The following is a 21,816-nucleotide window of genomic DNA, read 5'->3' as shown; positions in this document are numbered from 1 at the left end:
TTCATGTGTAAGGCAAGGGGCTAACCCCTCGTCCGGAATAACTTCGTTTTGCCGGGGACACGGCTTCCTTTTTTGGTACACTTGGCCGGAACCGCACCCGGGGAGAGACAGATGATCCGCAACGTCCTGGTCGGCACCGACGGCTCGCGCTACGCCGAGGGAGCCGCCCGTTACGGCGTCTGGGCGGCGCAGGCCGCTGGCACCAAGCTGATCGGCTGCTACGTCCTGGACATCCGCCTGCTGGATGGGCCCTTTTTCGCCCGTCTGGCGGCGATGCTGGGCTTCGCCCCGGCGACCGACTTCCGCGCCGCGGCCGAACCTGTCCTGCGCGGCCTGGGCGAGACGGCCCTGGGCTTCATCTCCGAGCTGGCCCGCAAGGCGGGGGTTTCCTACGAGGAAATCATCACCAGCGGCCCCGTCGCCACCACCCTGGTCGAGAGGGCGCAGAGGGCCGATCTCGTCGTCATCGGGCGCCAGGGCGACCACGCCGAGTACGAGAACGACATGCTCGGCAACGTCGCCGAGGGGGTGCTCAAGCGGGTGAACACCGCGGTCATGCTGGCCCCGGCCGATTTCGAGAAGCCGTCCCGCGTCGTGGTTTTCGCCGACGACAAGCCCTCCGCCGAGGAGACCCTGCGGTTCGCCGCCGACCTCTCCGGCGGGCACCGGATTCTGGTCATCCACGAGGGCGGGACCCGCGCCGACGCCGAGAAGCTCCTGGCGAGCTACGACCGACCGGCCGAATACGAGGAGCTGACCCTGCCCCTCGAGGAGCGCATCGCCGATCTGGACCCCGGCGAGCTGGTCGTCATCGGGGCCACCGGGAGCGCGGATCACCTCATCCTGGAGCCTAGGACCCAGCGCGCCATCCGCGACGCGACCGGACCTATCATCGTAACCGCGTGAGCCACCTAATCTTCTGGATTTTAGGCGTCATCGCCTCCTGGCCCCTCCGCCCCGTCATCGGTCCCGCCGGGACGATGGTCGCCGAGGTGCCGAAGGGCTGGGAGGTGTCCTACCGGGATCGCTCACTCCTCGCCGAACGGGCCGACGGCGCCGCCGGATTCAGCCTGACCCTGCTGCCGAAACTGGAAGCCCCCCCCACCGACGGGGGGCTCGTGTCGTTGGGAGGGCTTGGGGGCGCGGAATTGTTGGGCCCCTTCATCTCCCGGGAGCTTGACGGGACCTACGCCCGCACCGTGGAGTACCGGCGGGGGAACCGGTTCGGGCTCTTCGCCGGCATCTACGCCGCGCGCCGACTCTGGCTCTGGAAGCTGGAGGGGCCGTGGCGGGAGCGGGACCGGCTGGCGGCCCTGGGGACGGTGGCCCTCCGGGACCTGGATTGCCGCCTGCCCCTGGCGGTCGCCCAGGAGAGCCGCGACTTCGGCGGGGAGCTCGTCATCCGCGTCGGACCGGGTTTCCGACTCGCCCTGCCGCAGGAGTGGCGGATAATCCCCGCCGGGGCCTACGATTATCTGGCCGAGCTCACCGACGAGAGGGCGCCGGTGGCCGAGATCGGGGTCATCGTTTCGGGAGCGGCCGCCGACAACGAGAACCGCGCCCTGTTCCTGGAAAGCCTGCTCCTGGACGCCGAGAGCCACCGCCCCGGATTCCGGCTGCTCGACTCGACACCCGGCGAGGCCGCCGGTCTGGCGGCCCAGAGACTGAACGGCATCTACCGGGTGGACGGCGTCCCCTTTCGCTGGCGCTGCGTCGTTTTATACGGCAACCGCGGGACCTACGCCATCCACGGTGAAACCGCCGAGGCGAACCACCGCTCCTTCGAGGCACTCTTCGACCGGGTGGTGGAGAGCCTGCGAGAGGGCTCGGTAAGCACGTGGTACGAGACCCTGTGGGAGTACCTCTCCACCCACCTTTTAACCGCATTCTTCCCCCTCTTGATCGCCGTGGCCGCCGGGCTGTACTTCGGCCTGCGCTGGCTGTGGCGCTTCCTGTTGAAGTACACGCGGTAGACAGACACGCGTGAAAAAGGAGAGCCGACCGGCTCCCCGCAGATCAAAAAGAAAACCGGGATCATTCGGGCGCCGACTGCGTCAGCATCAGGTGGACGATCCCGCCGTCCGTATTCAGGAAACCCCCGGAGAGGTGGCCGTCGTTGACGACGACGAACTCGCCCTCGCCCACGGTCTCGCCGGGGTAGGTGAAGGTCGCCAGACCGCCCAAATCCCCCAAAAACTCCTTCACCAGCTTCCCCGGTTCGGGATGGCCGGGCTCCTCATCCAGGACCGCCACCTGGGTCGCGTAGGCCACGCCCAGCTCCCCGGACAGATCGCCGAAGAGCGCCGCGTTATCGAACACGTCCAGCCCCAGCACGTACCCCCCGCCGAAGAGCAGCACGCCGCAGGCGCCGTCCTCGGCGAACCCGTTGAAAATATCCCCCAAATCCCCGGCGATGCCGCTCACCACCGAGTCCTCGAGCACAACCCGGTAGGCCGACGTTTCGGAGTACCGGCCCACGCTCTCCTGCACCTCGGAGACCTTGGACCAGACCGTCCCCTGGTCGGCCTGGAGGTTCACCGCGCCGCGAACCTCGTTGCCGACCACCATCTTGGCCGCGGTGAACGCCGTCGGTCCGCTGGTCCAGCGGCCGGACTCCACGCAGTAAACGGGCAGGGGACCGCGCCCCTGACCGATCACGAGCACGTCCCGGGCGAAGACCCGGTCCTGCTTCGCCCCGCGGATCATCTGGCCGGCCATGATGAAGAGCGGCCTCTTCGTCTCCCAGACGAGCTCCACCGCGTTCACCTCCGCCGACTCCAGCTCGTTGACTCCCAGGAGGCCCTCCTCCCCGGCCTCGGCCAGGGTGAGGTACTCCCGCGTCCCGGGTTTATCCAGGTACAGTGGGAAGACCCAAGCCCCTCCCACCCGCTCCGGGGAGCCGAGCCTGAGCCCGCCGGCCAGGGCCGCGAGGGTGTCGGTGTCGAGTGGTTCCAGGGTCGCCTCGGGCTCCGCGCAGAGGTTGGACACCTGTTCCAGTTGCGGCTCGCCGGCGTTCTGCGACGGGGACTCGTTTTCCTGGGCCGAGAGCGACCCCAGGAAGCCCAGGGCGACGAAGACGACGAGAACGATGAGAAAATGCCGTATCCGCATGACGACTCCTCGGGAGAAGGGACGATTAGTATTCTACGTCCCCGTTCCGCTCCAGGTTCCTGTAGGAAAAAGGGACCGGTGGTCCCTTTTTAACGATTCCCACCGGCGCGCCGCTATTCGGGGATGCGGCCCCGAATCCACCCCAGCTCGGCGTCGGGGAAGGAGTGAAATTCCGGGATGTAGGGGCGGATGTCCAGGATGGGGCTGCCGTCGGTCATGTCCCCACCGGCGACGACCAGCACGTTCCCCTCGCGGCGGAGCAGCCGGACGATGTCCAGCCCCAGCCCCGACGGCCGCCTCGGCGAGCAGCAGGCGAAGGCGCCCACCTCGTGGTCGTAGAGGTAGGGCTTGGTCACGAGGGTGCGCTCCCGCTCGGAGACGAGGTGGAAGTGGAACAGGACGATGAGGTGGGAATAGCCCTCCAGGCCGTCCAGACAGGCGTCGTAGGGCGGGAAAATCTCCAGGCGCGACTCGACGTCCTCGCGGAAGACGCCCTGAATCGGCCCCTGCGCTTCGGGGGTGTACGGGGTGTGGGCCACGCCGCAGGGCCGTACGACGACGGAAGGGCTATCCTCCATCGCCGGCCTCCAGAACCGCCCGGGCCCCGTCCACCAGACCGCGGGCCGTGTCCTCGTCGGGCGCCTCGGCGAAGATGCGCACGATGGGCTCGGTCCCCGAGGGCCGCAGGTGGAGCCAGCGGTCCCCCCAGTCCAGCCGGAGACCGTCCAGCTCCGAGAAAGCCGCGTCGGGATGGACGTCCCGGAGGCGGTCGTAAACCCGGCGCAGGACTCTCTCCTCGGGCATAGGGGCCTTCCGCTTCAGCATCACGTACACGGGGAGTTCCTCGACGAGACCCAGAATCCCCTTGCCCGACCGGGCCAGGAACTCGACGATGAGCGCCGTGGCGACCAGGGCGTCGCGTCCAAGGTGCAGGCGGGGGTAGATGACGCCGCCGTTCCCCTCGCCCCCCGCGAGGCAGTTTTTTTCGACGATGGTCTCGACCACGTTCACCTCGCCCACGGGGGTTCGGTGGACCTTCACCCCGAAGCGGGCGGCCACGTCGTCCAGGCCCCGGCTGGTCGAGACGTTGGTCGCCAGGTCACCCCGCTCGCCCCGGTCCAAAAGGGCCCAGCAGGCCAACTGCAGCGTCCGCTCCTCTCCGATGGGCTTCCAATCGGTCCCGACCAGAGCCAGGCGATCCACGTCGGCGTCGTAGGCCAGCCCCAGGTCGGCCCGCGATTCGACCACGGCCTGGGACAGCTCGGCGAGGTTCTCGGGCACCGGCTCGGGGTCGCGGGGGAAGCGCCCGTCGGTCTCGGCGCCGAGACAGCGGAACTTCACCCCCAGCTTCTCCAGGAGGCTCGGTATGACCGCGCCGCCGGCCCCGCGGCAGCAGTCGGCCACCACGTTCAGGCCGGCGTTTTTTATCTGCCTCGGGTCCACGAGCCCGACCACCTCGTCCACGTGGCGGGCGACGAGGTCTTTTCTCTCGGAGACGGATCCGATTCGGTCGTGGGACACCCAGCCGTACTCGCCGTTGGAGTGGATTTTCTTCAGCCGGGAGAGCTCCTCGGGCGGGATGAAGGTCCCCCTCGCGCCGACGAATTTCAGGCCGTTCCAGGCGGCGGGGTTGTGGCTGGCGGTGATGATCATCCCTCCGGCCGCCCGTAGCCACTCCACGGCGAGTTGCACGGTGGGGGTGGGGCAGATGCCCAGATCCACCACATCCCGCCCGCAGCCCGTCAAGGCGGCGATGACGGCCCGTCGGAGCGCCGGCCCCGAAGTCCGGCTGTCGCGGCCGAGGATCACCGGACCCGTCGGTAAAATCCCCGAGAAAGCTGCGGAGAGCTCGAGAGCCAGCTTGGGGTCCAGGCCGTCGCCCACTATTCCCCGCGCCCCGGAAACGGAAAACCGGAAGAACAATCGGCCTCCAGTGAGTCTCAAAGGGTATTAAAAAGAGTATAGGCACCGTCTTCCTGGTTGTCAACGAGCGCATTTTCGGCTAGAATGACGTTCGAGCACTGCGAAACTAAAAAAAACCGCCCCCGACGGGACGCAAAATGGAGGACCATTGGCCGAGAAAATCACCAAGGACATGATCATCGAGGACGTCGTCCGGAAGTACCCGAAGACCATCCCCGTCTTCATGGCCCACGGCCTGCACTGCATCGGCTGCCACATCGCCAACTACGAGACCATCGAGCAGGGCGCCCTGGGCCACGGCTTGGACGACGTCGCGAACCTGTTGAAGGACCTGAACGAAACCGCCGCGGACACGGGCGGCAACTGAGCATGGCGGATAAAATCACCCGGGACACGACGATGGCCGAGCTCATCGGCCGCTCCCCGCGGCTGGCCGAGGCGGTAAAGCGGATAACCGGCTCAGACTGCGCCGGTTGTCCCGCAGCCGGGGACGAAACCCTGGAGCTCTACGCCATCCTCCACGGGCTCGATCCGGACGACCTTTTACGTGAGCTTAACGCCGTCGAGCCGTAGGATTTTACGACGACGAGCCCCTGCCGCACCGCGGCGGGGGCTTTGGCGTGGGTGGCTAGACGTACATAAAAAACCGGAACGACAACGGTTCACCCGGAACAGCCCGGTCGTCCGAAATATAAAAAATACACGCCGGCTCTTGACATTTCCTTATTTCAGGCTATTCTTACAGTGGAGGATCTGCCAAATCCCCCCGAAATCGGAGGCTGCGCGATGAGAAGAGGATTGCTCGTATTCGGCATCCTCACCCTGGCGCTGGCGGCCCTGGCGGAGGTCCACGAGGTCAGCATCGGCGACAACTTGTTCAGTCCCGCGATAGTCACCGTCTCACCCGGAGACCGCGTCCGTTGGACCAACGACGGCGCGCACACGCACCGTACCAAATCCGTGGACGGGCTGTGGGACTCGGGATTTTTGGATCCCGGCGAAACGTACACCCGCACCTTCAACACCTCGGGCTCCTTCGATTACAACGACCCACAGTACCCCTACGCCACCGGGACCGTCATCGTGGAGCCCAGCGGTGTGGCGATGACCAGTTGGGGTGTAATCCTCAGCCTTTACCGCTAGGATCGCCGAAGGGAAAAAGCCCGCAAAACGACGAAGAAAAACGCCAGGGGGGGCGTTTTTTATTTCAGCTTCGTGGCGGCCCGGGCGGGGGACGCCCGCGAGCCGGCGAGAAAAACGCCCGAGGGGGCGTTTTTTTAATCGTTATTGAGCTGTATTCCGCCACCGTCAACAGAAACACTAATATGCGCGGGAGTCTTTTTCTCAGCTCGACGTATCGCGGTATTCCGGGGCGCAGACCCGCCTCCAGCCGACCCTACTGGCTGGTGAAACTGAAGAGGACGATCAGACCCACGGTTACGGCGGTCACGATAATCGGCTCCAGAATCGGCGTCTCCTCCTCCTCGGGCGACGTGGGGCCGATGTCGGCGTAGCGGGTGTCTATCAACTCCTCGGCGGCCGTGGTGGACACGACGTCCTCGGCGGAGCCGGTGATGTCGCCGGCCCAGGCGTACCCCTCGCCCGAGGAGCTGGGGATACGGAAATGAACCACCGCCACGGCCTGACGTTTCACGCCCGATCCAGCCCGGGTGTAGATGACCCGGCACTCGACCAGACGGTACTCCAGGGTGCCCGGTTTGGCCACGGTATGGGTAGAGTCTTCGGTCCGGGACGGGGAGGACGGAGAGGACGAGGGGGTGGATTCCACGGGATCCTGGGCCCCGGCGGTGTTACCGTCAGCACCCGCTCCGGACACCACCATCTCCTTCTCTTCATGCGCTTCCCGCAGCGCCTCTTCCGTCTCGCTCTCCTCCTCGGGCGCGGCCACGGCCCCGACGAAGTAGCCCCGTCGGGTTAAGATGCTGATGAGCTCCTCTTCCAACCTATCGTGCAGGGCGGTCTTGTCCCCCTTGGAAACGTCGCTGATCCCCTGGATGAGGCCGGGCATCATCTCCGGCCTGCGGGCCAGGATTTCCACGACGTCGGTCAGGGCCATGATCTTCAACTGGCCGTCGGTGGGCGTGTCACCGTGGACGTTGAGGGGGAGGTCCGTGCAGGCGAGGGCCAGGAGAAAAACGAACGGGACGGCGTAAATGAGGGAGCGATTCATGAACTGATCTCCCTTTTTCTGGTCAGTCCGCTGGATTTTACGGTTAAGAACGAGGGGCTGTCAAGCCCGCGGTTTATCGGACCTGCCGCGGATACGTTTTCTCATCGCCGCCGGGACGGATCAGCCCTCGAGGACGGCCACGGCCTCGATTTCGATGACGGCCCCCCTGGGGAGGGCTCCGACCTGGACCGCCGAGCGCGCGGGCGGGTCCCCTTTAAAAAACCCGGCGTAAACCTCGTTCATCCTGGAGAAAAGCCCCAGGTCGGTCATGAAAACGGTGAGCTTGACCGCCCGATCCAGGGAGCTTCCGGCGGCTCGCAGAACCGCGTCCAGGTTCGCCAAGACGCGCCGGGTGGCCGTCTCGATGTCGTTCTGCTCGAGCTCGCCCGTGGAGAGATTGAGCGGAATCTGGCCCGCCGTGAAGACGAAGCCTCCAGACACGACCGCCTGGCTGTAAGGGCCTACCGCTTGCGGAGCCTCGTCGGTGGATACGGTGTGGCGCTGCATCGAAACCTCCTGGTCTTTATACGTCGGGGGGCGGCTCGGGTTTCCCCTTCCCACCGGGAACCTCCGTGGGCTCCGCCCGCTTCTCGGCGCTCTCGTGGTAGTCCCGCGCGGCCCTCCGGCGCACACCGAGGATCAAGAGGGCGTCGAAGAGGGGGTTGAACCGGGTGGGCAGGCTGCCGAGGACGATCTTCGCCCGGCGCGCCAGCTCCCGGGGGAGGGATCCCGCGTCGGAGGCCTCCAGCTCGGCCAGGGTCCGCTCCAGATTCTCCAGATACCCCTTGGCCTGGAAGGCGCGGGCGGCCTCCGTCGCCACCTGGCGGACCAGGCCGGCGGCGGCCGCCTCGAGCTCCTCCCGCTTGGCCCGGTTGTCCAGAGCGGCCCGCATCAGCTCCACCGCCTGGTCTGAGATGACGTCCAGGGTCCGCTCCACCAGGTCATCGTCGGGAACGAACCCCTCGAACCGCTCGGCGGCGAGGGTCGTCAGCCGGGTCGTCTCGCAGACCTTGACCGGAACATCCTCGGGCTTGACCCCGAGGCTCTCCGCCAGACCCCCGAGGTCAATCGCCTCCGCCTCCCAATCCTGGGCCAGCACCTCGCGGAACACATCGCCCTGGAGAAGGTCCGGATCGAGCACCTGCCCCACGAAGCCCATTACGTTGCGCTGAAACACGTAATCGCCGTAGTTGAGCCAGAACAGGTGGTGCAGTATCGGGATGCCCCGGGGCTTGGCCTCGGGATTGGTGAAAAGGTTGAGCATGACGAGGTTCATCCAGGCCAGGCGGTCCTCGTTCCGGCCGACCAGGTTCACCTGCGCGCTCAGGGCGATGACGGTGAGTCCCATCCGCGCCTGGTCGTCCACGATTTCGTCCAGGCAGGTCCCGATGTATTCGGCCATCGCCTCCTCTTTGCCCCCCTCGGGCGGCTTCTTCGAGGCGATGTAGTCGGCGATGACCCGCGGGTCGAGGCGGACGTTGGACCACTCGGGGACCTTGACGAGTGCGGCCACGGCTGCGCCGAAGCCGTCCCGGTCGTCGAGCAGCCTCTTCTCGCCGTCGGGGTCCCGTTTCTGCAGGGCCTTCAGCGCCTTCTGCGCGTTGGAGCGCAGCCTGGCGAAATCGTGGCGGCGGAAGGCCACCCCTTCCCGCTGCGTGCGGAAAGCCGGCCGTTTGACTTTATCCCGCTTACTCAAGGGCGATCCACCTCGGATAAAAAAAGAAGCGGCTGGACGCGCCGTTCCCCATCCCCGCCGCGACGTTCAGAGCTGCAACCAGTTGCCCGCTTCGTCGAGGTAGTACATCCCCGGGGCGAGTTTCTCCCGGTAGTAGCGGGCGAAGACTTTCTCCACCTCGGCCCGGGGGTCGGGGAAACGGGCCAGCTCCGGCGTGGTGACCGCCAGCCGGTCGTATACGAGGCCCCGGTTGTTGTTCTCGCGTCCGACGATCTCCTCGGCGTAGACGCCCCCCTCGCCGGCGGGGGTCACCGCCAGGTAGCCCCCGGCGGTCTCCCCGATGAGCCCGGTCGCCTTCAGGCGGGTGACCTCATCGGCGGTGTAGAGCGTGTCCAGGAGCGCGGTCAGGGCGGCGGCCTTCTCCGGGTCCAGCTCACCCTCGAATATCAGGGGCTCGTAGCCGTAGATGAGCTCCCCGGTCGCACGGACGTTGGAAACCATCCACACGTCTTCCCCCAGCTCGGCGTAGCTGCCCAGAACCTGGTTTTCCAACATCGTCTTGGCGTCCACCAGCTCGACGTTGAACTGGGCCTGAACGCAGCCCAGGGAGCCGAGCAGGAGGAGCGCGGGAAGCGGAATCAGGGCTTTTGCGGCGGCACCCATTTCCACCGTGGATGGTATTCCCGTTAAACCGTTGTGTCAAGGGAGCCCGCGGGCTAGAACGTCACGACGAAGCTCAGGAGGTGGTAAATCTGGTCGGCGGTCTGGTTCTTCAGAAACGTGTAGTTGAGGATGTAGTTGCTCTGGGCCAGGTTCGTCTGGATGCCGCCCGCGGCGCCCAGGCTGCCGTCACCCACCCCCAACCCGAGGCTCCACAGGTGCTCCTCCTCACCCGTGTAGGCGTAACCGGCCCGGAAGGTCAGGTGGGGCAGCAGACGCTGATCCAGCCCGACCCTTACCTCGCGGAAGGCCTCGGCCCGGCTGTTGACCAGGTTGCGTACGTCCAGGGAGAAGACGACGTCGGGAAAGGGGAACCACGCGGCGCCGACGTTGATGGTCTCGTCGCCCAGGCCCTCCAGGTTGGCCCGACAGCCGGGGAGATTATCGGGGAGGTCCACATAGGTGGCGGCCACGTAGGCGCGGGGGATGAACTCCCAGGTGGCGCCCACGGTAAAGCCGTAGCCGCTCCTGCGCTCCCAGTCAACGACTTCATCGAGAGCCCCACCCTCACGCACCACCGGGTACTCGCGGGAGTAGTAGCTCCCGCTCACGGCCAGCGTGACCCCCTCGGGGAAGCGGTATCCCGCCCCGAGGGTGTTGGTGCGATCGGCCCAGAGCCCCTTGACGTGGAAGAAATGGGGGTCATCGAAGGTCGCCGGATCGGCGAGGCTCTCCTCCCAGAGGTTGCAGAAGGCGTAGAATCCACCGACGGAGTAGCTGAGCGCTTTGGCGCCCACCAGGGTGGAGAGGGCGAGGGTGGCGAAATCGGAGCCCGGAGAGCCGCCGAGCTCCACGTCCTGCATTCGGGCCTCCTCCCCGAATCCGCGGCAGAGCCAGTACATGGTGAGGCCCAGGTTCAGCACCCCGCCGAACCCCTCCCCGTGGACGAAGCCGGCCGGGTTGTAGAGCGCCGCCTCGAACTCGCAGGGTACGGCCAGAAAGGCGCCGCCCATCGCCAGGGGACGGCAGTTTAAATTTGAAAGGGTGCGGTAGTAGGCCTCCGTCGCACCGGAGGAGACGGCGAGGAGCGCCAGAAGCACCAGGAGGGTCGCGAATAATCTCACGGTGGTGATTATACGGCCTGGGGCGGCCTAAGACAATAGACGCCAATTCGGCCCTTGATACAAAGGGCGGAGCCGGGTATCCTTGGGGCGTGAACCTTACACGTTGGCGCAGTGTTTTGGGAAAAGAGCCGCCCGCCGTGGCCCTCATCGCCGGTCCGGAGGCGGGGCTGCGGAGGAGGGCCCTGGCAGCGCTGCGCGACACCCTGGGGGCGGGAGCCGACCTGGAGCGGTACGGCACCGACGTGGCGCCCGGCGAGCTCGCCGACGCCGTTCAGACGCTGCCCCTTTTCGGCGCCGCACGCCTCGCCGTCATCGAGGGGGACACCCTCCCGGCGGAGCTGGTGGAGACGGTACTCAAACTTCTCCCTAATGTCAGACCGCCCAACCACCTGGCGGTGGTGCTGGAACGGCTGGACCGGCGCACCCGCCTGTCGAAGGAATTGCAGGACTCCACCGTCGAGTGCGAGCCGTTGAAAGAGGCCGACCTGCGCAAGGCCGCCCTCCACTTCCTCGACGAGCGCGGTGTCAAGGCCGCCCCCCCGGCGCTGGAGCTTATCCTGGCCGTCGCCGGGAACCTGGACACCCTGGAGAACGCCTGCGAGAGCCTGTCCCTCCTCGTGGAGAAGGGGGGCACGCTCACCGCGGAGCAGGTGGCCCAGGCGGTCGGCACGGCGCCGGGTTTCGATCCCTTCCGTCTGTGCGACCTGGTCACCGCGGGTCGGGAGGCCGAGGCCTGCCTCATGGCCGCCCGATCCCTGGCCGACCCGGCCGAGATGCCCCGCCTCGTCGGCCTCCTGGCGCGTCACTACCGGATTTTACAGCTCATCCGTTTCCACTCGCGGCGCGACCTCGAAAAAGGCGAGCTGGCGCGTCTGGCGGGGGTGACTCCCTACTTCCTCGACGGTTACCGGCGGGCGGCCGGACGGCACACGCCCCGCGAGCTGTGGGAGGCGCAGTCGGCGCTGCTGGGCTTCGATGCGGCGGTGAAACGCGGACTGCCGGCCATCGAGACCGCCTTCCTCGAGCTCGTCCACGCCCTGGCCGCGAAGGGGCGGGGCGGCTGGCCCGCATTCCTGGAGGAGCTCACCGGGGCGTGAGGCTCAGTCCTCAAAATCCCGGATGTACCAGCCCGCGTTCGTGCGCACCACGGTGAAGCGCCAGACCCGCGACGACTCACCCCGGTGTACCCGCGCCGTAACCTCCCGGCTCTCCAGCACCTCCCCCTCGCCCGGGCGCTCCGCGCCCACGGTGACCTCGCCCCAATTGGTGATTCCCGCGCCATCGAGGTTTTTAAGCTTCTCACCCAGCCCGGCGCCCTCCTCACCCACCCCGGGCGGGTAGAGCATCTCCCCGAGCTTCTCGTCCTGACCGAGCTTGGCGGCCAGGAGAAAGGCTTCCACCGCCGCGGTCGGATCGCCGGCGGGGAACCCCAGGGGCTCGGTGACGTCGGGGGTCTCGGCAGCGGTGGACCGCGGGTCCTGAACGTACTCCTCCCGGGGCGGCTTGCCGCCGCAGGAGGCCAGGAAAACGAGGGTAATCAAAACTAGAGGAACCCTTCTCATAAACCCTCCCGGTGGTTCGAACGGGGCTACGGTAACACAGGGGGAACCCGCCGGCCAAGCGGCAAAACCTGGATAACTGCGGGCTCTTGCCGCTATAATTGGTGGCGGAAAGGCGGCTGAACCGTGCCCAAAGGGCTCTTCGCAATCATATTCTGCCTGCTCCCGGCGGTCGGTGCCGCCGCCTTCACCGGCGAGGCGGAGGCGGAGGAGCTCATGCTGGAGCTCGTCAACGCCGCCCGCGCCGAGGATGGCGTGGCCCCCCTCGCCATGGACCCCGCCTTCACCCAGGTCGCCCGACAGCACTCCTGGGAGATGGTTACCCTGGGCTACTTCAGCCACGAGTCGCCGGTTTCGGGGAGCGAGACGGTTCCCCAACGCGTGGCCAACGCGGGGCTGACGGAGGTCTGGGTCGGGGAGAACATCGGGGCCGATTACCGCAGCGGGCCCTACGACTGGGCGACCCTCACCCGGTCCACCTTCGAGGGCCTGATGGATTCGCCGCCCCACCGGGCGAACATCCTCGACCCAGATTTCAACCGGGTGGGCATCGGAATCGTGCACAGCTCCCGGGGGGACCTGGAGGGAATCCACGTCACGGAGGTGTTCACCTCGAAGCGCATCGAGCTGAACCCGATATCCATCGTCTCCGACGGCGCCTTCTACAACGTGAAGCTGACCGGCTGGCTCCTGGCCGACGGCTGGCCCGGCTGTTTCGTCCGCGGTTCCGCCCAGGAATTCGCCCCGATAACCCCCGACCCCGACGGCTTCTTCGCCACGGTGATCAAGCTCAGGCAGGAGACGGGAACCTACACGCTCAAGCTGGGAATCGGCCCCGAGGAGTTCGGCTCGAAGGACATCTTCAACCAGTTCAACGTGGACACGAACCAGCCGGTGGAGCGTGCGCTACTCATCAACGGCGCCCATTAGCCGGGCGCCGTCCATCGAGCGGCTCCCGAGGCGGGGGCGGAAAAAGGCGGGTCGGAACCCAACAAGACAAGGGGCTTAAGCCCCTTGCCTAATTTCGTCGTCGCGGACACATGGACACAAGGCTCTATTCGAGATAGATGCTCACGTCGGTGACCTCGCCGGTCTCGTCGTCCACCTGGTGCACCTCGACGATGTTCCCCGTCACCTCGCTCTCGACGACCCGGATGATTTCGTCGAAATCGAAGTCCACCGATTCGCCGTTCACGTCTATCCGCTTGGGCACGAACAACTTCGCAATTTTCGCCAGACCGATGGGCAGGCGGACGTCCACGTTGGTTTTGTCCCCCTGGCGGACCTTGATCATGAGGAACCTGTTCCGCCCGGCCACGGCGGGGACGTCCCCGACGAGGAGCCGGTCCGCCTCCTCGGCGGAGAGCTCGCCACCTACCACCCGATCCAGCACCTCGCGCCTCTCCTCGGACTTCATCTCTGCCTCCCGTAGTGCCGTTATTCGAGATAAATTTCCACGTCGGTAATCTCGCCGGAGTCGTCGTCCTCCTGGTGCACCTCGACGATGTTGCCCTCGACCTCGGACTCCACGAGGTTGATGATCTGGTCCATGTCAACGTTGAGCGGCTTGCCGTTGACCTCGATGTCCTTGGGGATGAACATCTTGGCCAGCCGGGCCAGGGCGAGCGGTACGCGCACGTTTACGTTGGTCTTGTCGCCCTGATGAACCTTGATGATCAGGAACTTGTTGTCGGCCCGGACGATCCTCGGTGTGTCGTCGTCGGGTCCGGCGGCGGTGAACAGCCGTTCGGCCTCGTCGGTGGTGACGGTCCCGTCGGCCACCATCTCCAGTATTTTCTTTCTCTCCTCGGCGGTCATCGTTCCTCCTCTTCGTTCATCTCCTCGAACCGTTTGGAAACCTCGTCGGCCGTCATCTCGCCGGCCGCCAGCATCTCCAGCAACCTGAGCCTCTCGGCGGCCGCCCGTTTGGGGTCCGGTCGGGGGAATCGGTGCCCCACGCCCAGGATGTCGGCCAGCTCGGCCAGCCGCTTTTTCACCGTGGGGTAGCTGATGCCCAGGATGCCCTCCATGTCCTTGATGCTCCCGCCGACGGCGACGAAGTGCTTCAGGAAGGCGCGCTGTTCAGAGCTCAGGCGGCAGAAATCGCAGAGGGTGAAGTCACCGCGCAGAGTGGCGCGGCAGCTCTTGCAGAGGAGCTCGGTGACGTTGAACTCCTTGCCGCAGACGGGGCAGTGGCCGGGTATGGGATAGGGCATTTTCGGCTCCTCGGACGATTTTGGCTCAGTACGGATCCCGTGCGTCTGGTAAAATGTCCAGGTTGGCGACTTCTTCTTTGCGCGTTCACCCGGTCCGAGAGAAAGTGTAGCGAGAAACATTTATAATGTCAAGTGCAAAATTAATTTAATTAATAAACGCATGAATTATTTTAAACCATGAGCCGCATCCTGATCGCCAGCCGAAACCCCGACAAGCTCCGCGAGCTCCGGGACATCCTCGGAACCGAGGGGTACCACCCGGTCTCCCTCCTGGAGCTCGACCCCGCGGGCACCCTCGAGATTGCCGAGACCGGCCGGAGCTTCACCGAAAACGCCGTCCTCAAGGCCACCGCCGTAGCCGAGAGGTTCGGCGACCTGGGGCTGGGCGAGGACTCGGGGCTGTCCGTGGACACCCTGGGCGGCGCGCCGGGTATCTTCTCCGCCCGGTACCACGCCCTCGACGCCGAAATGCTTCGCGGCATTTATCCAGAATACCCCGGAGGCCGTCCGCTGACGGCGACGGACGTCCCCGCGGATTCGCTCAACAACGTGCGGCTCCTCGCCGAGCTCGAGGGATTCTCCGACCGCATCGCCCGCTACACCTGCGCCGTCGCCCTGGTCACTCCGGCGGGGGAGGTTCTCCTGGCCGCCGTGGGGAAGGTGGAGGGGCGGATCGGGGACCGGCCGGTAGGCGACGGGGGATTCGGTTACGACCCCCTCTTCATCCCCGAGGGGTCGGAGCTTACCTTCGCCCAACATTCCCCGGAGGCCAAGCACGCCGTCAGCCACCGCGGCCGAGCGCTGAAGCGGCTCGTGGACTTCCTGAAAGAGGAACGGCCGTGAGGAGAATCGTCGCTCCACTCGTGGCGCTGGTCCTTACCGCGGGCTGCCGCTACACCTTCAGCCCCAACCTGCCGCCGGGAATCGAGTCGGTGGCGGTGCCCACCGTCGCCAACGCCACATTCGAGTACGGCATCGAGCAGGAGCTCACCGCCGCCATCATCGAGGAACTCCTGGTCAACTCGCCCCTGACCGTGGCCCCCGAGGCGCGCGCCGACTCCCTCCTCCTGGTCACCATCACCAGCTACGTCACCCGCGCCGTGGCCTACGACGTGGAGGAGGCGGTGAAAAAACGCGAGCTCACCGTGGAGCTCGAGGTGGTCTTCCGGGACCTGGACGCCAAACGCGACCTCTGGCGGGACACCTCCCTCTCCGAGCGCGTGACGTACTACGACGTCGAGACCGGCGCGGGGAGCGGGACCGAGGCGGAGGCCTACACCGAGTCGGTCAACCTCCTGGCCCAGCGTGTCGTGGACCGCATCGTCGAGGGCTGGTGACCGGTAAAACGCGCCCCGTCCGTATGATCGAAGCGCCGTCCGGCGGGGGGCGGTCAGTCAGAAGGGGTTGCACACCCTTGCATCACCCTCGATTTCTGCTATACTTCAGGGGAAGAATACCCGCCCCGAACGGGAAGTGGCCGTGAGAGTCAGACCCCCGTTATTGCTCATCGTTTTCCTGTCGGCGACGATCGCCCTCGCCCAGGCGCCCCGCGTATCCTCCGTCGAGTTCTCCACCGACGCCGGCGGCGACGAGATAGTCACCATCACCGGCGACGCCTCCCTGGTTTACGACGTCTTCTCCCTGGAGGACCCGCCCCGGGTCATCGTGGACATCAAGAACTCGGTCCACCAGTGCGACCCCCTGGTCAAGGTCGAGACCGGCCATAACATACAGCGCATCCGCTCCAGCCAGTACTCGGAGATACCCTCCAAGATAGTCCGCGTGGTCATTGATCTGACCCGGTTCGAACCCTACTACCTGACGAAGGAGGGCAACACCATCGAGGTCCGCTTCCCCGCCCCGCCCGGGGGACGGCCCGAGGAGCGGATTACGGCGGAGATAGCCGCGGTCGGCGACATCGAGGTGCGCGAGCTCATCGGCAAGACCCGGATAGAGATTACCGCCGACGCGCCGCTGAAGTTCGATTTCTCTAAGACCGTATCGCCGCGGACCTTCGTGCTGGACCTGATCGGCGCCCGGGTGGACCTCGACCAGCCGACCCTCTACCTGGACCGGGGCGGATTGGTCAAGGTCAGCGCCACACAGTACTCCACCACCCCCCAGCGCATCGTCCGCGTCGTCACCCAGACCACCGGCGACTACCCCTACCTCATCACCCGCCGGGGCAACGCCCTCTACCTGGACGTCATCACCGAGGAGACCGATCCCTTCGCCGGCCTGAGCTACGGCTACACCTCCAGCGTGGACCTGGAGCGCGTGGAGACCTACGTCACCGCCGAGGTCGCCGAGTCGGGCGTCGGCTCCACCTCCTACCACACCACCGAGACCTACACCGCCGAGACGGGCTACGGCGGCTCGAGCGGGGGAGGCACCATCCCCTCGGGCAAGCGCATATCCATGGACCTGAAGGACGCCGACATCGGCAACGTCCTGCGGATGCTGGCCTTCGAGACGGGGATGAACATCGTGGCCGGGCCCAACGTCACCGGCAAGGTCACCGTCGCCCTGCGCGACGTGCCCTGGGACGAGGCGCTGCGCGTGATTCTGGCCGCCCACGGCCTCTCCTACCGCGTCGAGGGCTCCATCATCCGGGTCAACACCCCCGAGGAGCTGGTGAAGATGGCCGAGGCCGAGGCCGCCTCGCCCGTGGGCACCGAGATAATCACCCTGCGCTACGCCACGGCGGCCAGCCTCAAGGCCAGCTTCGAGTCCATGATTTCGGACCGGGGCCAGATTCAGGTCGAGCCGCGGACCAACTCCCTCATCGTCACCGACACCCTGGAGCGCCGCGACCGCATCCGCCGACTGGTCGAGCAGCTCGACGCCCGCACCGCCCAGGTGATGATCGAGGCGAAAATTTTCGACGTGCGCATCACCACCCTCACCGAGCTGGGCATAGACTGGGAGTTCGGTCTCCGGGGCAACTCGGTGGTCATAGACACCCCGTCCAACGCCGGCACCCTCACCGCCACCGGCCGCACGGCCCTCGACGCCGCCACACTCCAGGCGACCCTCCAGGCCAACGCCGCCGACACCGACACCAACATCCTCTCTGCCCCCCGCATCACCACCCTGGACAACCAGGAGGCCCGCATCCTCGTCGGCAGCCGCATCCCCGTCAACCTACTCGACGAGAACGGCAACACCTACGTCGAGCTCTACGACGTGGGCATCAAGCTCTCGGTCACCCCCCACGTGAACTCGGTCAACGAGATAACCCTGGACATCCGGCCGGAGATTTCGGAGATGTCCCGCACCCCGGCGCCGGGGCTCGAGTTCCAGGTGGACACCACCGAGGCCAGCACCACACTGTTGCTGCAGAACGGCGAGACCGGCGTCATCGGCGGCCTCCTGCGGCGCAAGACCGAATCGATTGAGCAGGGGGTGCCGCTGTTATCCAGCATCCCGGTACTGGGCCTGTTGTTCAAGAGCACGTCGGATTCCGACGAGGTGCGCGAGCTGTTGATATTCGTCACCCCGCACCTGGTCCGCCCGGAGTAAACTCTGTGGTAGAAGCAAATAATAAATTATACGATTACCTTAGAGATTTATCAAAACCACATGAAGAACTATATGAATCTATTATTAAGCCACTTATAACGGCATTTCCAATAGTTGGTTCATCAATAGATAATATTATTAGCTATCGAATTACTAAAAGGAGATTTGATGTATTAAAAAGATTACTATTCGAAATAGCAGCGGGTTTGAATGAATTATCGAATAAGCATATATTAGATGATAATTTTCTTCGAACCGATGAATACACCTGTTTTTTCGAAGACGTTTTAATAAGTGCCACAACCGCCAAGAATACAAGCAAAATTAATAATTATAAAAATGCTATTTTAAATATATCAAAAAAAGAACGTATAGAATTAGATTTAGCTGACTATTATTTACATTGCCTTAATAGCCTAACAAGTTTACATCTAACTCTCTTAGAAATATCAGTGCAGAAAGACATTTATGATAGGTTTTTACAACACAATCCACCTAATAGTCCACAATATTTACTAATTAAAGAAGCATTACCAGACTTACCATCCGACATTGCTCAATCAATAATCACCTCTACACACATTTTCTTCTTATATGGTGGTTATACAAAACAACAAAACATTCAAGATGATAAGTATAAATATGATACAAACAAATACCACACAAATATAATTGACACATCTGGTTTGAAATTCTTAGATTTCATAAACAGATACTAAAATATAGCTGTACAGAAACATACATTAAATTACCTAGCACTCTATCAGGACAAAATGATTTTTTCAACTCTAAAGGAAAGGTGAGGTGATGGGAATGAGATACAAATACGGCGCAGTAGGTCAAGAATCATACAGGCAAATACCGGAAAATCTGTTAAATAGAAGGTCATTTCCTATTTGGGCGTTGGGAAATAACGCAGCTGCTTGGTGTCCGGCGTGTAAAATTATATTCCCAGTTAACACTTTTAACACAAGTCCTTTCACTTGCCCTAACTGTGGGGAATTCAATGTGGTTACAATCCCTTCAGGTACAGGTACCCCCATCCAAGAAGTCAATGAAGTTTGAATTAAAGCGATATTAAAAAGGCGGCACGGGCCGCCTTTCTTGTTTCGGACTTCACGGTTACAACTCGGTACAGAGACGGGAAACGGGGCGGCGGTTTACATCTCAGCTCGGCGGGCCTCCAGGTTCCCCTTGGCCTCGGGGGACTTTTCGATGAAACCCCGGAGTTGCTCGCAGGCGTAGTCGGGGCACTCGGCGCAGGTGGAAACACCCCTCCCCCGGGCGCAGGCCCGGATGCCGCACTCGAGGCAGTACCCGATGAGCGGGTCGGGCGGGTCGCCGTAACAGCCGACGCAGCGGGTGTCCTCGGCGGTGGCGTCGGCCATGCCCCACTCCTCGCGGGCCTTGCGGGCCAGCTCTTCCAATTTGGCCAAGTCGTTGTCCACGTGGGCCAGCCGCGCCTCGCAGGCGTCGCAGTCCAGCCCGCAGTAAGCCCCATATTCGTGCATCGTTACCCCTTGGAATAGAGCAAAACAGCTCGACGCATCGTATCCGCGGTCAGCGCCCGCCGGCCTCGATACGGAGAAAACCTCACCGAACGGGGGTTAACTGCACTTCGAGTAGCCGCAGGCCGGGCAAATCAGGCACCCTTCGGCGAAGTAGAGCTGGCCGTGGCAGTCGGGACAGGCGGACTTCACCGGGAGCATCACCTTCTGCTTGCCGCCGTTGTTCCCGTCGCCTTGTTCTTCCGGCACCTTGCCCTCTATCGCCTCGAAGGTCATCTGCTTGGCGGCGCGTCCGCCGAAGCCGTGCTTCTCGGGGTCGAGGTAGTACTGGATGGCCCGGGCGATGGCGTCGGGGCAGGAGAGAATCTGCTCGCCGCCGTGCCAGATGGGGGTGGGGCAGCGGATGCCGCGGAGCTGGTCCACGATTTTGTTCACGTCCACGCCGGCGCGGATGGAGGTGGAGATGAGGCGGCTCACCGCCTCGCTCTGGCTGGCCTCGCACCCGCCGGCCTTGCCCATCTGGGCGAAAACCTCGCACAGGCCCTCGGCGTCCTCGTTGATGGTCACGTAGAGGGTTCCGCAACCGGTGGTCATCTTGATGGTCTGGCCATGGGTGACCATGGGGCGCGGGCGCGGCTCACGCAGCTTCTCCTCGACCTTCTTCTCCTCCCGGCCGATGTTGAGGACCTGCGCGTCGCGCGAGCCGTCGCGGTAAACGGTGATCCCCTTGCACCCCAGGTCGTAGGCCACCCGGTACGCCTCTTTTATCTGGGCCTCGGTGGCGCTCGTGGGGAAATTGATGGTTTTCGACACGGCCGCATCCACGTGATTCTGGAAGGCGGCCTGGATGCGGATGTGGTCTGCGGGCTCTATCTCGTGGGCGGTGACGAAGATGCGCCGGACGTCCTCGGGCACGTCCTTGAGGCCGGCCACGGAGCCGTGCTCCGCCACCTTCTTGAACAGGTCATCCGAGGCGAAACCCCGCTTCTCGGCCACCTCCCGGAAGAGGGGATTGATCTCCGGGAGCTTGTCGTCGTCGAGCACCCGGCGGTAGAAGGCCAGGGCGAAGTAGGGCTCGATTCCCGACGAGCAGCCTGCGATGATGGAAATGGAGCCGGTGGGGGCGATGGTGGTCAGCGCGGCGTTGCGCAGCTTGGGGCCCTTCTCGCGGGCGAAGGACGAGTGGGGGTAGTTCGGGAAAAGCCCGCGCGTCTCGGCCAGCTTCTCGCTCGCCTTGCAAGCCTCGGCCTGGATGAACGACATTACGTCCCCGGCGATTTTCACCGCCTCCGCCGAGTCGTAGGGGACCCACAGCCGGACCAGCATGTCGGTGAAGCCCATCACTCCCAGGCCGATCTTGCGGTTGGCCCGCGTCTGTTGTGAAATCTCCTCCAGGGGATAGCTGTTCAGGTCTATGACGTTGTCCAGAAAATGCACGGAGTCGTGGACGGTGCGGGCCAGCTTGTCCCAGTCAATCTCGTGGGAATCGCCTGAGCGCTTCATCATCCGCCCCAGGTTGAGACTGCCCAGGTTGCACGACTCGTAGGGCAGAAGCGGCTGCTCACCGCAGGGGTTGGTGGACTCTATCTCGCCCAGCTCGAGGAGCGGGTTGGTGGCGTTGATGCGGTCTATGAAGACGATGCCCGGCTCGCCGGTGGCCCAGGCGTTGTGCACGATTTTGTCGAAAACCTCCCGGGCCCGCAGGTGGCGGACCACCTCGCCGTCCTTGGGGGTGACGAGGGGGTAAGTCCCGTCCTTCTCCAGGGCGTCCATGAAGGCGTCGGTGACGGACACCGAGATGTTGAAGTTGGTGAGCTGGGCCAGGTCCTGCTTGGCGTCTATGAACTCGAGGATGTCGGGATGGTCCACGCGCAGGATGCCCATGTTGGCTCCGCGGCGCGTGCCGCCCTGCTTGACCGCCTCCGTGGCCGCGTTGAACACCTTCATGAAGCTCACCGGCCCCGAGGCCACCCCCATGGTGCTGGCCACCAGCGAGTTCTTCGGGCGCAGGCGGGAGAAGCTGAACCCCGTCCCCCCGCCGGATTTATGGATCAGTGCGGTGTGCTTGATCGAGTCGAATATCTCCTCCATCGAGTCGCCCACGGGCAGGACGAAACAGGCGGAGAGCTGCCCCAGCTCACGCCCCGCGTTCATCAGCGTCGGCGAGTTGGGCAGGAACTCGAGGTTGGCCATCATCTCGTAGAAGCGGGCCGTCGTGGCCCCCGTGTCCACGGAGTGGGTCAGGTCGGCGTAGTTTTCGTCGGCCGAGGCGATGGCCCCCGCGACGCGGTGGAAGAGCTCCTCGGGGGTTTCGACGGGTCGGCCCT

The 21,816-nt window shown here is 64.4% G+C and carries 25 protein-coding genes; 11 read left to right on the top strand and 14 right to left on the bottom strand.

The genetic code is table 11. The features are described 5' to 3' along the window. Nucleotides 1-111: 111 nt before the first annotated feature. Nucleotides 112-906: a universal stress protein gene (locus VM054_10535; GenBank protein HUT99498.1), complete on the top strand. Its 795-nt coding sequence runs from the start codon at nucleotides 112-114 to the stop codon at nucleotides 904-906. Next, nucleotides 903-1,973, top strand: a complete 1,071-nt coding sequence (locus tag VM054_10530) for a hypothetical protein (protein ID HUT99497.1) — start codon at nucleotides 903-905, stop codon at nucleotides 1,971-1,973. Before VM054_10535 ends, VM054_10530 begins: the two co-directional genes overlap by 4 nt. A 61-nt stretch (nucleotides 1,974-2,034) precedes the next feature. Here VM054_10530 and VM054_10525 read toward each other — a convergent pair whose 3' ends face one another. The 3 genes from VM054_10525 to glmM all read right to left on the bottom strand — a co-directional run bounded on the left by VM054_10525 (nucleotide 2,035) and on the right by glmM (nucleotide 5,034). After that, nucleotides 2,035-3,111: a DUF6569 family protein gene (locus tag VM054_10525; protein HUT99496.1), complete on the bottom strand. Its 1,077-nt coding sequence runs from the start codon at nucleotides 3,109-3,111 to the stop codon at nucleotides 2,035-2,037. Nucleotides 3,112-3,224: 113 nt separating this feature from the next. Beyond that, on the bottom strand, nucleotides 3,225-3,689 hold the full coding sequence (gene tsaA, locus VM054_10520; protein HUT99495.1) for a tRNA (N6-threonylcarbamoyladenosine(37)-N6)-methyltransferase TrmO: 465 nt from the start codon (nucleotides 3,687-3,689) through the stop codon (nucleotides 3,225-3,227). Then, the gene (gene glmM / locus VM054_10515; protein ID HUT99494.1) at nucleotides 3,679-5,034 is read right to left on the bottom strand and encodes a phosphoglucosamine mutase; all 1,356 of its coding nucleotides are present in this window, start codon (nucleotides 5,032-5,034) and stop codon (nucleotides 3,679-3,681) included. The genes tsaA and glmM overlap by 11 nt, the downstream gene beginning before the upstream one ends. A gap of 172 nt (nucleotides 5,035-5,206) precedes the next feature. Here glmM and VM054_10510 point away from each other — a divergent pair, with 172 nt between their 5' ends. From VM054_10510 to VM054_10500, 3 genes are all read left to right on the top strand, one after another. After that, on the top strand, nucleotides 5,207-5,401 hold the full coding sequence (locus VM054_10510) for a DUF1858 domain-containing protein (GenBank protein ID HUT99493.1): 195 nt from the start codon (nucleotides 5,207-5,209) through the stop codon (nucleotides 5,399-5,401). 2 nt (nucleotides 5,402-5,403) lie between these two features. Further along, on the top strand, nucleotides 5,404-5,607 hold the full coding sequence (locus VM054_10505; protein HUT99492.1) for a DUF1858 domain-containing protein: 204 nt from the start codon (nucleotides 5,404-5,406) through the stop codon (nucleotides 5,605-5,607). Between the two features lie 213 nt (nucleotides 5,608-5,820). Further along, nucleotides 5,821-6,177 carry a cupredoxin domain-containing protein gene (locus VM054_10500; GenBank protein ID HUT99491.1) on the top strand — a complete coding sequence of 119 codons (357 nt, stop codon included), beginning with the start codon at nucleotides 5,821-5,823 and terminating at the stop codon, nucleotides 6,175-6,177. Between the two features lie 253 nt (nucleotides 6,178-6,430). Here the strand turns inward: VM054_10500 and VM054_10495 are convergent, their stop codons facing one another. The 5 genes from VM054_10495 to VM054_10475 all read right to left on the bottom strand — a co-directional run bounded on the left by VM054_10495 (nucleotide 6,431) and on the right by VM054_10475 (nucleotide 10,684). Then, entirely contained in the window at nucleotides 6,431-7,225 is a 795-nt protein-coding gene (locus VM054_10495; protein ID HUT99490.1) for a hypothetical protein, read from the bottom strand. A gap of 120 nt (nucleotides 7,226-7,345) precedes the next feature. Next, on the bottom strand, nucleotides 7,346-7,732 hold the full coding sequence (locus VM054_10490) for a RidA family protein (protein ID HUT99489.1): 387 nt from the start codon (nucleotides 7,730-7,732) through the stop codon (nucleotides 7,346-7,348). A 16-nt stretch (nucleotides 7,733-7,748) separates the two neighbouring features. Beyond that, nucleotides 7,749-8,921, bottom strand: a complete 1,173-nt coding sequence (locus VM054_10485) for a hypothetical protein (GenBank protein ID HUT99488.1) — start codon at nucleotides 8,919-8,921, stop codon at nucleotides 7,749-7,751. A 66-nt stretch (nucleotides 8,922-8,987) separates the two neighbouring features. Then, nucleotides 8,988-9,563 (bottom strand): DUF1318 domain-containing protein, encoded by a 576-nt coding sequence (locus tag VM054_10480; protein ID HUT99487.1) that lies wholly within the window; start codon nucleotides 9,561-9,563, stop codon nucleotides 8,988-8,990. A 53-nt stretch (nucleotides 9,564-9,616) separates the two neighbouring features. Beyond that, nucleotides 9,617-10,684, bottom strand: coding sequence for a hypothetical protein (locus VM054_10475; protein ID HUT99486.1), 1,068 nt, complete (start codon nucleotides 10,682-10,684; stop codon nucleotides 9,617-9,619). Between the two features lie 116 nt (nucleotides 10,685-10,800). On the opposite strand from VM054_10475, the gene holA reads away from it, so the two are divergent. Further along, nucleotides 10,801-11,781 (top strand): DNA polymerase III subunit delta, encoded by a 981-nt coding sequence (holA, locus tag VM054_10470; GenBank protein HUT99485.1) that lies wholly within the window; start codon nucleotides 10,801-10,803, stop codon nucleotides 11,779-11,781. 3 nt (nucleotides 11,782-11,784) lie between these two features. Here holA and VM054_10465 read toward each other — a convergent pair whose 3' ends face one another. Then, nucleotides 11,785-12,246 (bottom strand): hypothetical protein, encoded by a 462-nt coding sequence (locus VM054_10465; protein ID HUT99484.1) that lies wholly within the window; start codon nucleotides 12,244-12,246, stop codon nucleotides 11,785-11,787. 123 nt (nucleotides 12,247-12,369) lie between these two features. Here VM054_10465 and VM054_10460 point away from each other — a divergent pair, with 123 nt between their 5' ends. After that, nucleotides 12,370-13,173, top strand: a complete 804-nt coding sequence (locus VM054_10460) for a CAP domain-containing protein (protein ID HUT99483.1) — start codon at nucleotides 12,370-12,372, stop codon at nucleotides 13,171-13,173. A 124-nt stretch (nucleotides 13,174-13,297) separates the two neighbouring features. Here VM054_10460 and VM054_10455 read toward each other — a convergent pair whose 3' ends face one another. Genes VM054_10455 through VM054_10445 form a run of 3 tightly spaced genes read right to left on the bottom strand, consistent with a single transcriptional unit; the run spans nucleotide 13,298 to nucleotide 14,459 of the window. Continuing rightward, a complete protein-coding gene (locus VM054_10455) occupies nucleotides 13,298-13,660 on the bottom strand; it encodes a hypothetical protein (GenBank protein ID HUT99482.1) in 363 nt (120 codons plus the stop codon). A gap of 20 nt (nucleotides 13,661-13,680) precedes the next feature. Then, nucleotides 13,681-14,061: a hypothetical protein gene (locus VM054_10450; GenBank protein ID HUT99481.1), complete on the bottom strand. Its 381-nt coding sequence runs from the start codon at nucleotides 14,059-14,061 to the stop codon at nucleotides 13,681-13,683. Continuing rightward, on the bottom strand, nucleotides 14,058-14,459 hold the full coding sequence (locus VM054_10445; protein ID HUT99480.1) for a DUF2089 domain-containing protein: 402 nt from the start codon (nucleotides 14,457-14,459) through the stop codon (nucleotides 14,058-14,060). The genes VM054_10450 and VM054_10445 overlap by 4 nt, the downstream gene beginning before the upstream one ends. Nucleotides 14,460-14,636: 177 nt before the next feature. On the opposite strand from VM054_10445, the gene rdgB reads away from it, so the two are divergent. From rdgB to VM054_10425, 4 genes are all read left to right on the top strand, one after another. Then, a complete protein-coding gene (rdgB, locus tag VM054_10440; GenBank protein HUT99479.1) occupies nucleotides 14,637-15,302 on the top strand; it encodes an RdgB/HAM1 family non-canonical purine NTP pyrophosphatase in 666 nt (221 codons plus the stop codon). Further along, on the top strand, nucleotides 15,299-15,796 hold the full coding sequence (gene lptE / locus VM054_10435) for an LPS assembly lipoprotein LptE (GenBank protein HUT99478.1): 498 nt from the start codon (nucleotides 15,299-15,301) through the stop codon (nucleotides 15,794-15,796). The genes rdgB and lptE overlap by 4 nt, the downstream gene beginning before the upstream one ends. Before the next feature lie 142 nt (nucleotides 15,797-15,938). After that, nucleotides 15,939-17,981, top strand: a complete 2,043-nt coding sequence (locus VM054_10430; GenBank protein ID HUT99477.1) for a secretin N-terminal domain-containing protein — start codon at nucleotides 15,939-15,941, stop codon at nucleotides 17,979-17,981. 5 nt (nucleotides 17,982-17,986) lie between these two features. Beyond that, nucleotides 17,987-18,700, top strand: coding sequence for a hypothetical protein (locus VM054_10425; GenBank protein HUT99476.1), 714 nt, complete (start codon nucleotides 17,987-17,989; stop codon nucleotides 18,698-18,700). A 441-nt stretch (nucleotides 18,701-19,141) separates the two neighbouring features. Here VM054_10425 and VM054_10420 read toward each other — a convergent pair whose 3' ends face one another. Together VM054_10420 and VM054_10415 are read right to left on the bottom strand one after the other, a co-directional pair. Next, nucleotides 19,142-19,492, bottom strand: a complete 351-nt coding sequence (locus VM054_10420; GenBank protein ID HUT99475.1) for a DUF3795 domain-containing protein — start codon at nucleotides 19,490-19,492, stop codon at nucleotides 19,142-19,144. 96 nt (nucleotides 19,493-19,588) lie between these two features. Continuing rightward, nucleotides 19,589-21,816: vitamin B12-dependent ribonucleotide reductase (locus VM054_10415; protein ID HUT99474.1), on the bottom strand; the 2,228-nt coding region annotated here is incomplete at its 5' end.

Source organism: bacterium (assembly GCA_035528375.1).
Lineage (GTDB): Bacteria > RBG-13-66-14 > RBG-13-66-14 > RBG-13-66-14 > RBG-13-66-14 > RBG-13-66-14.
This window is presented reverse-complemented; position numbering and strand designations above follow the sequence as displayed.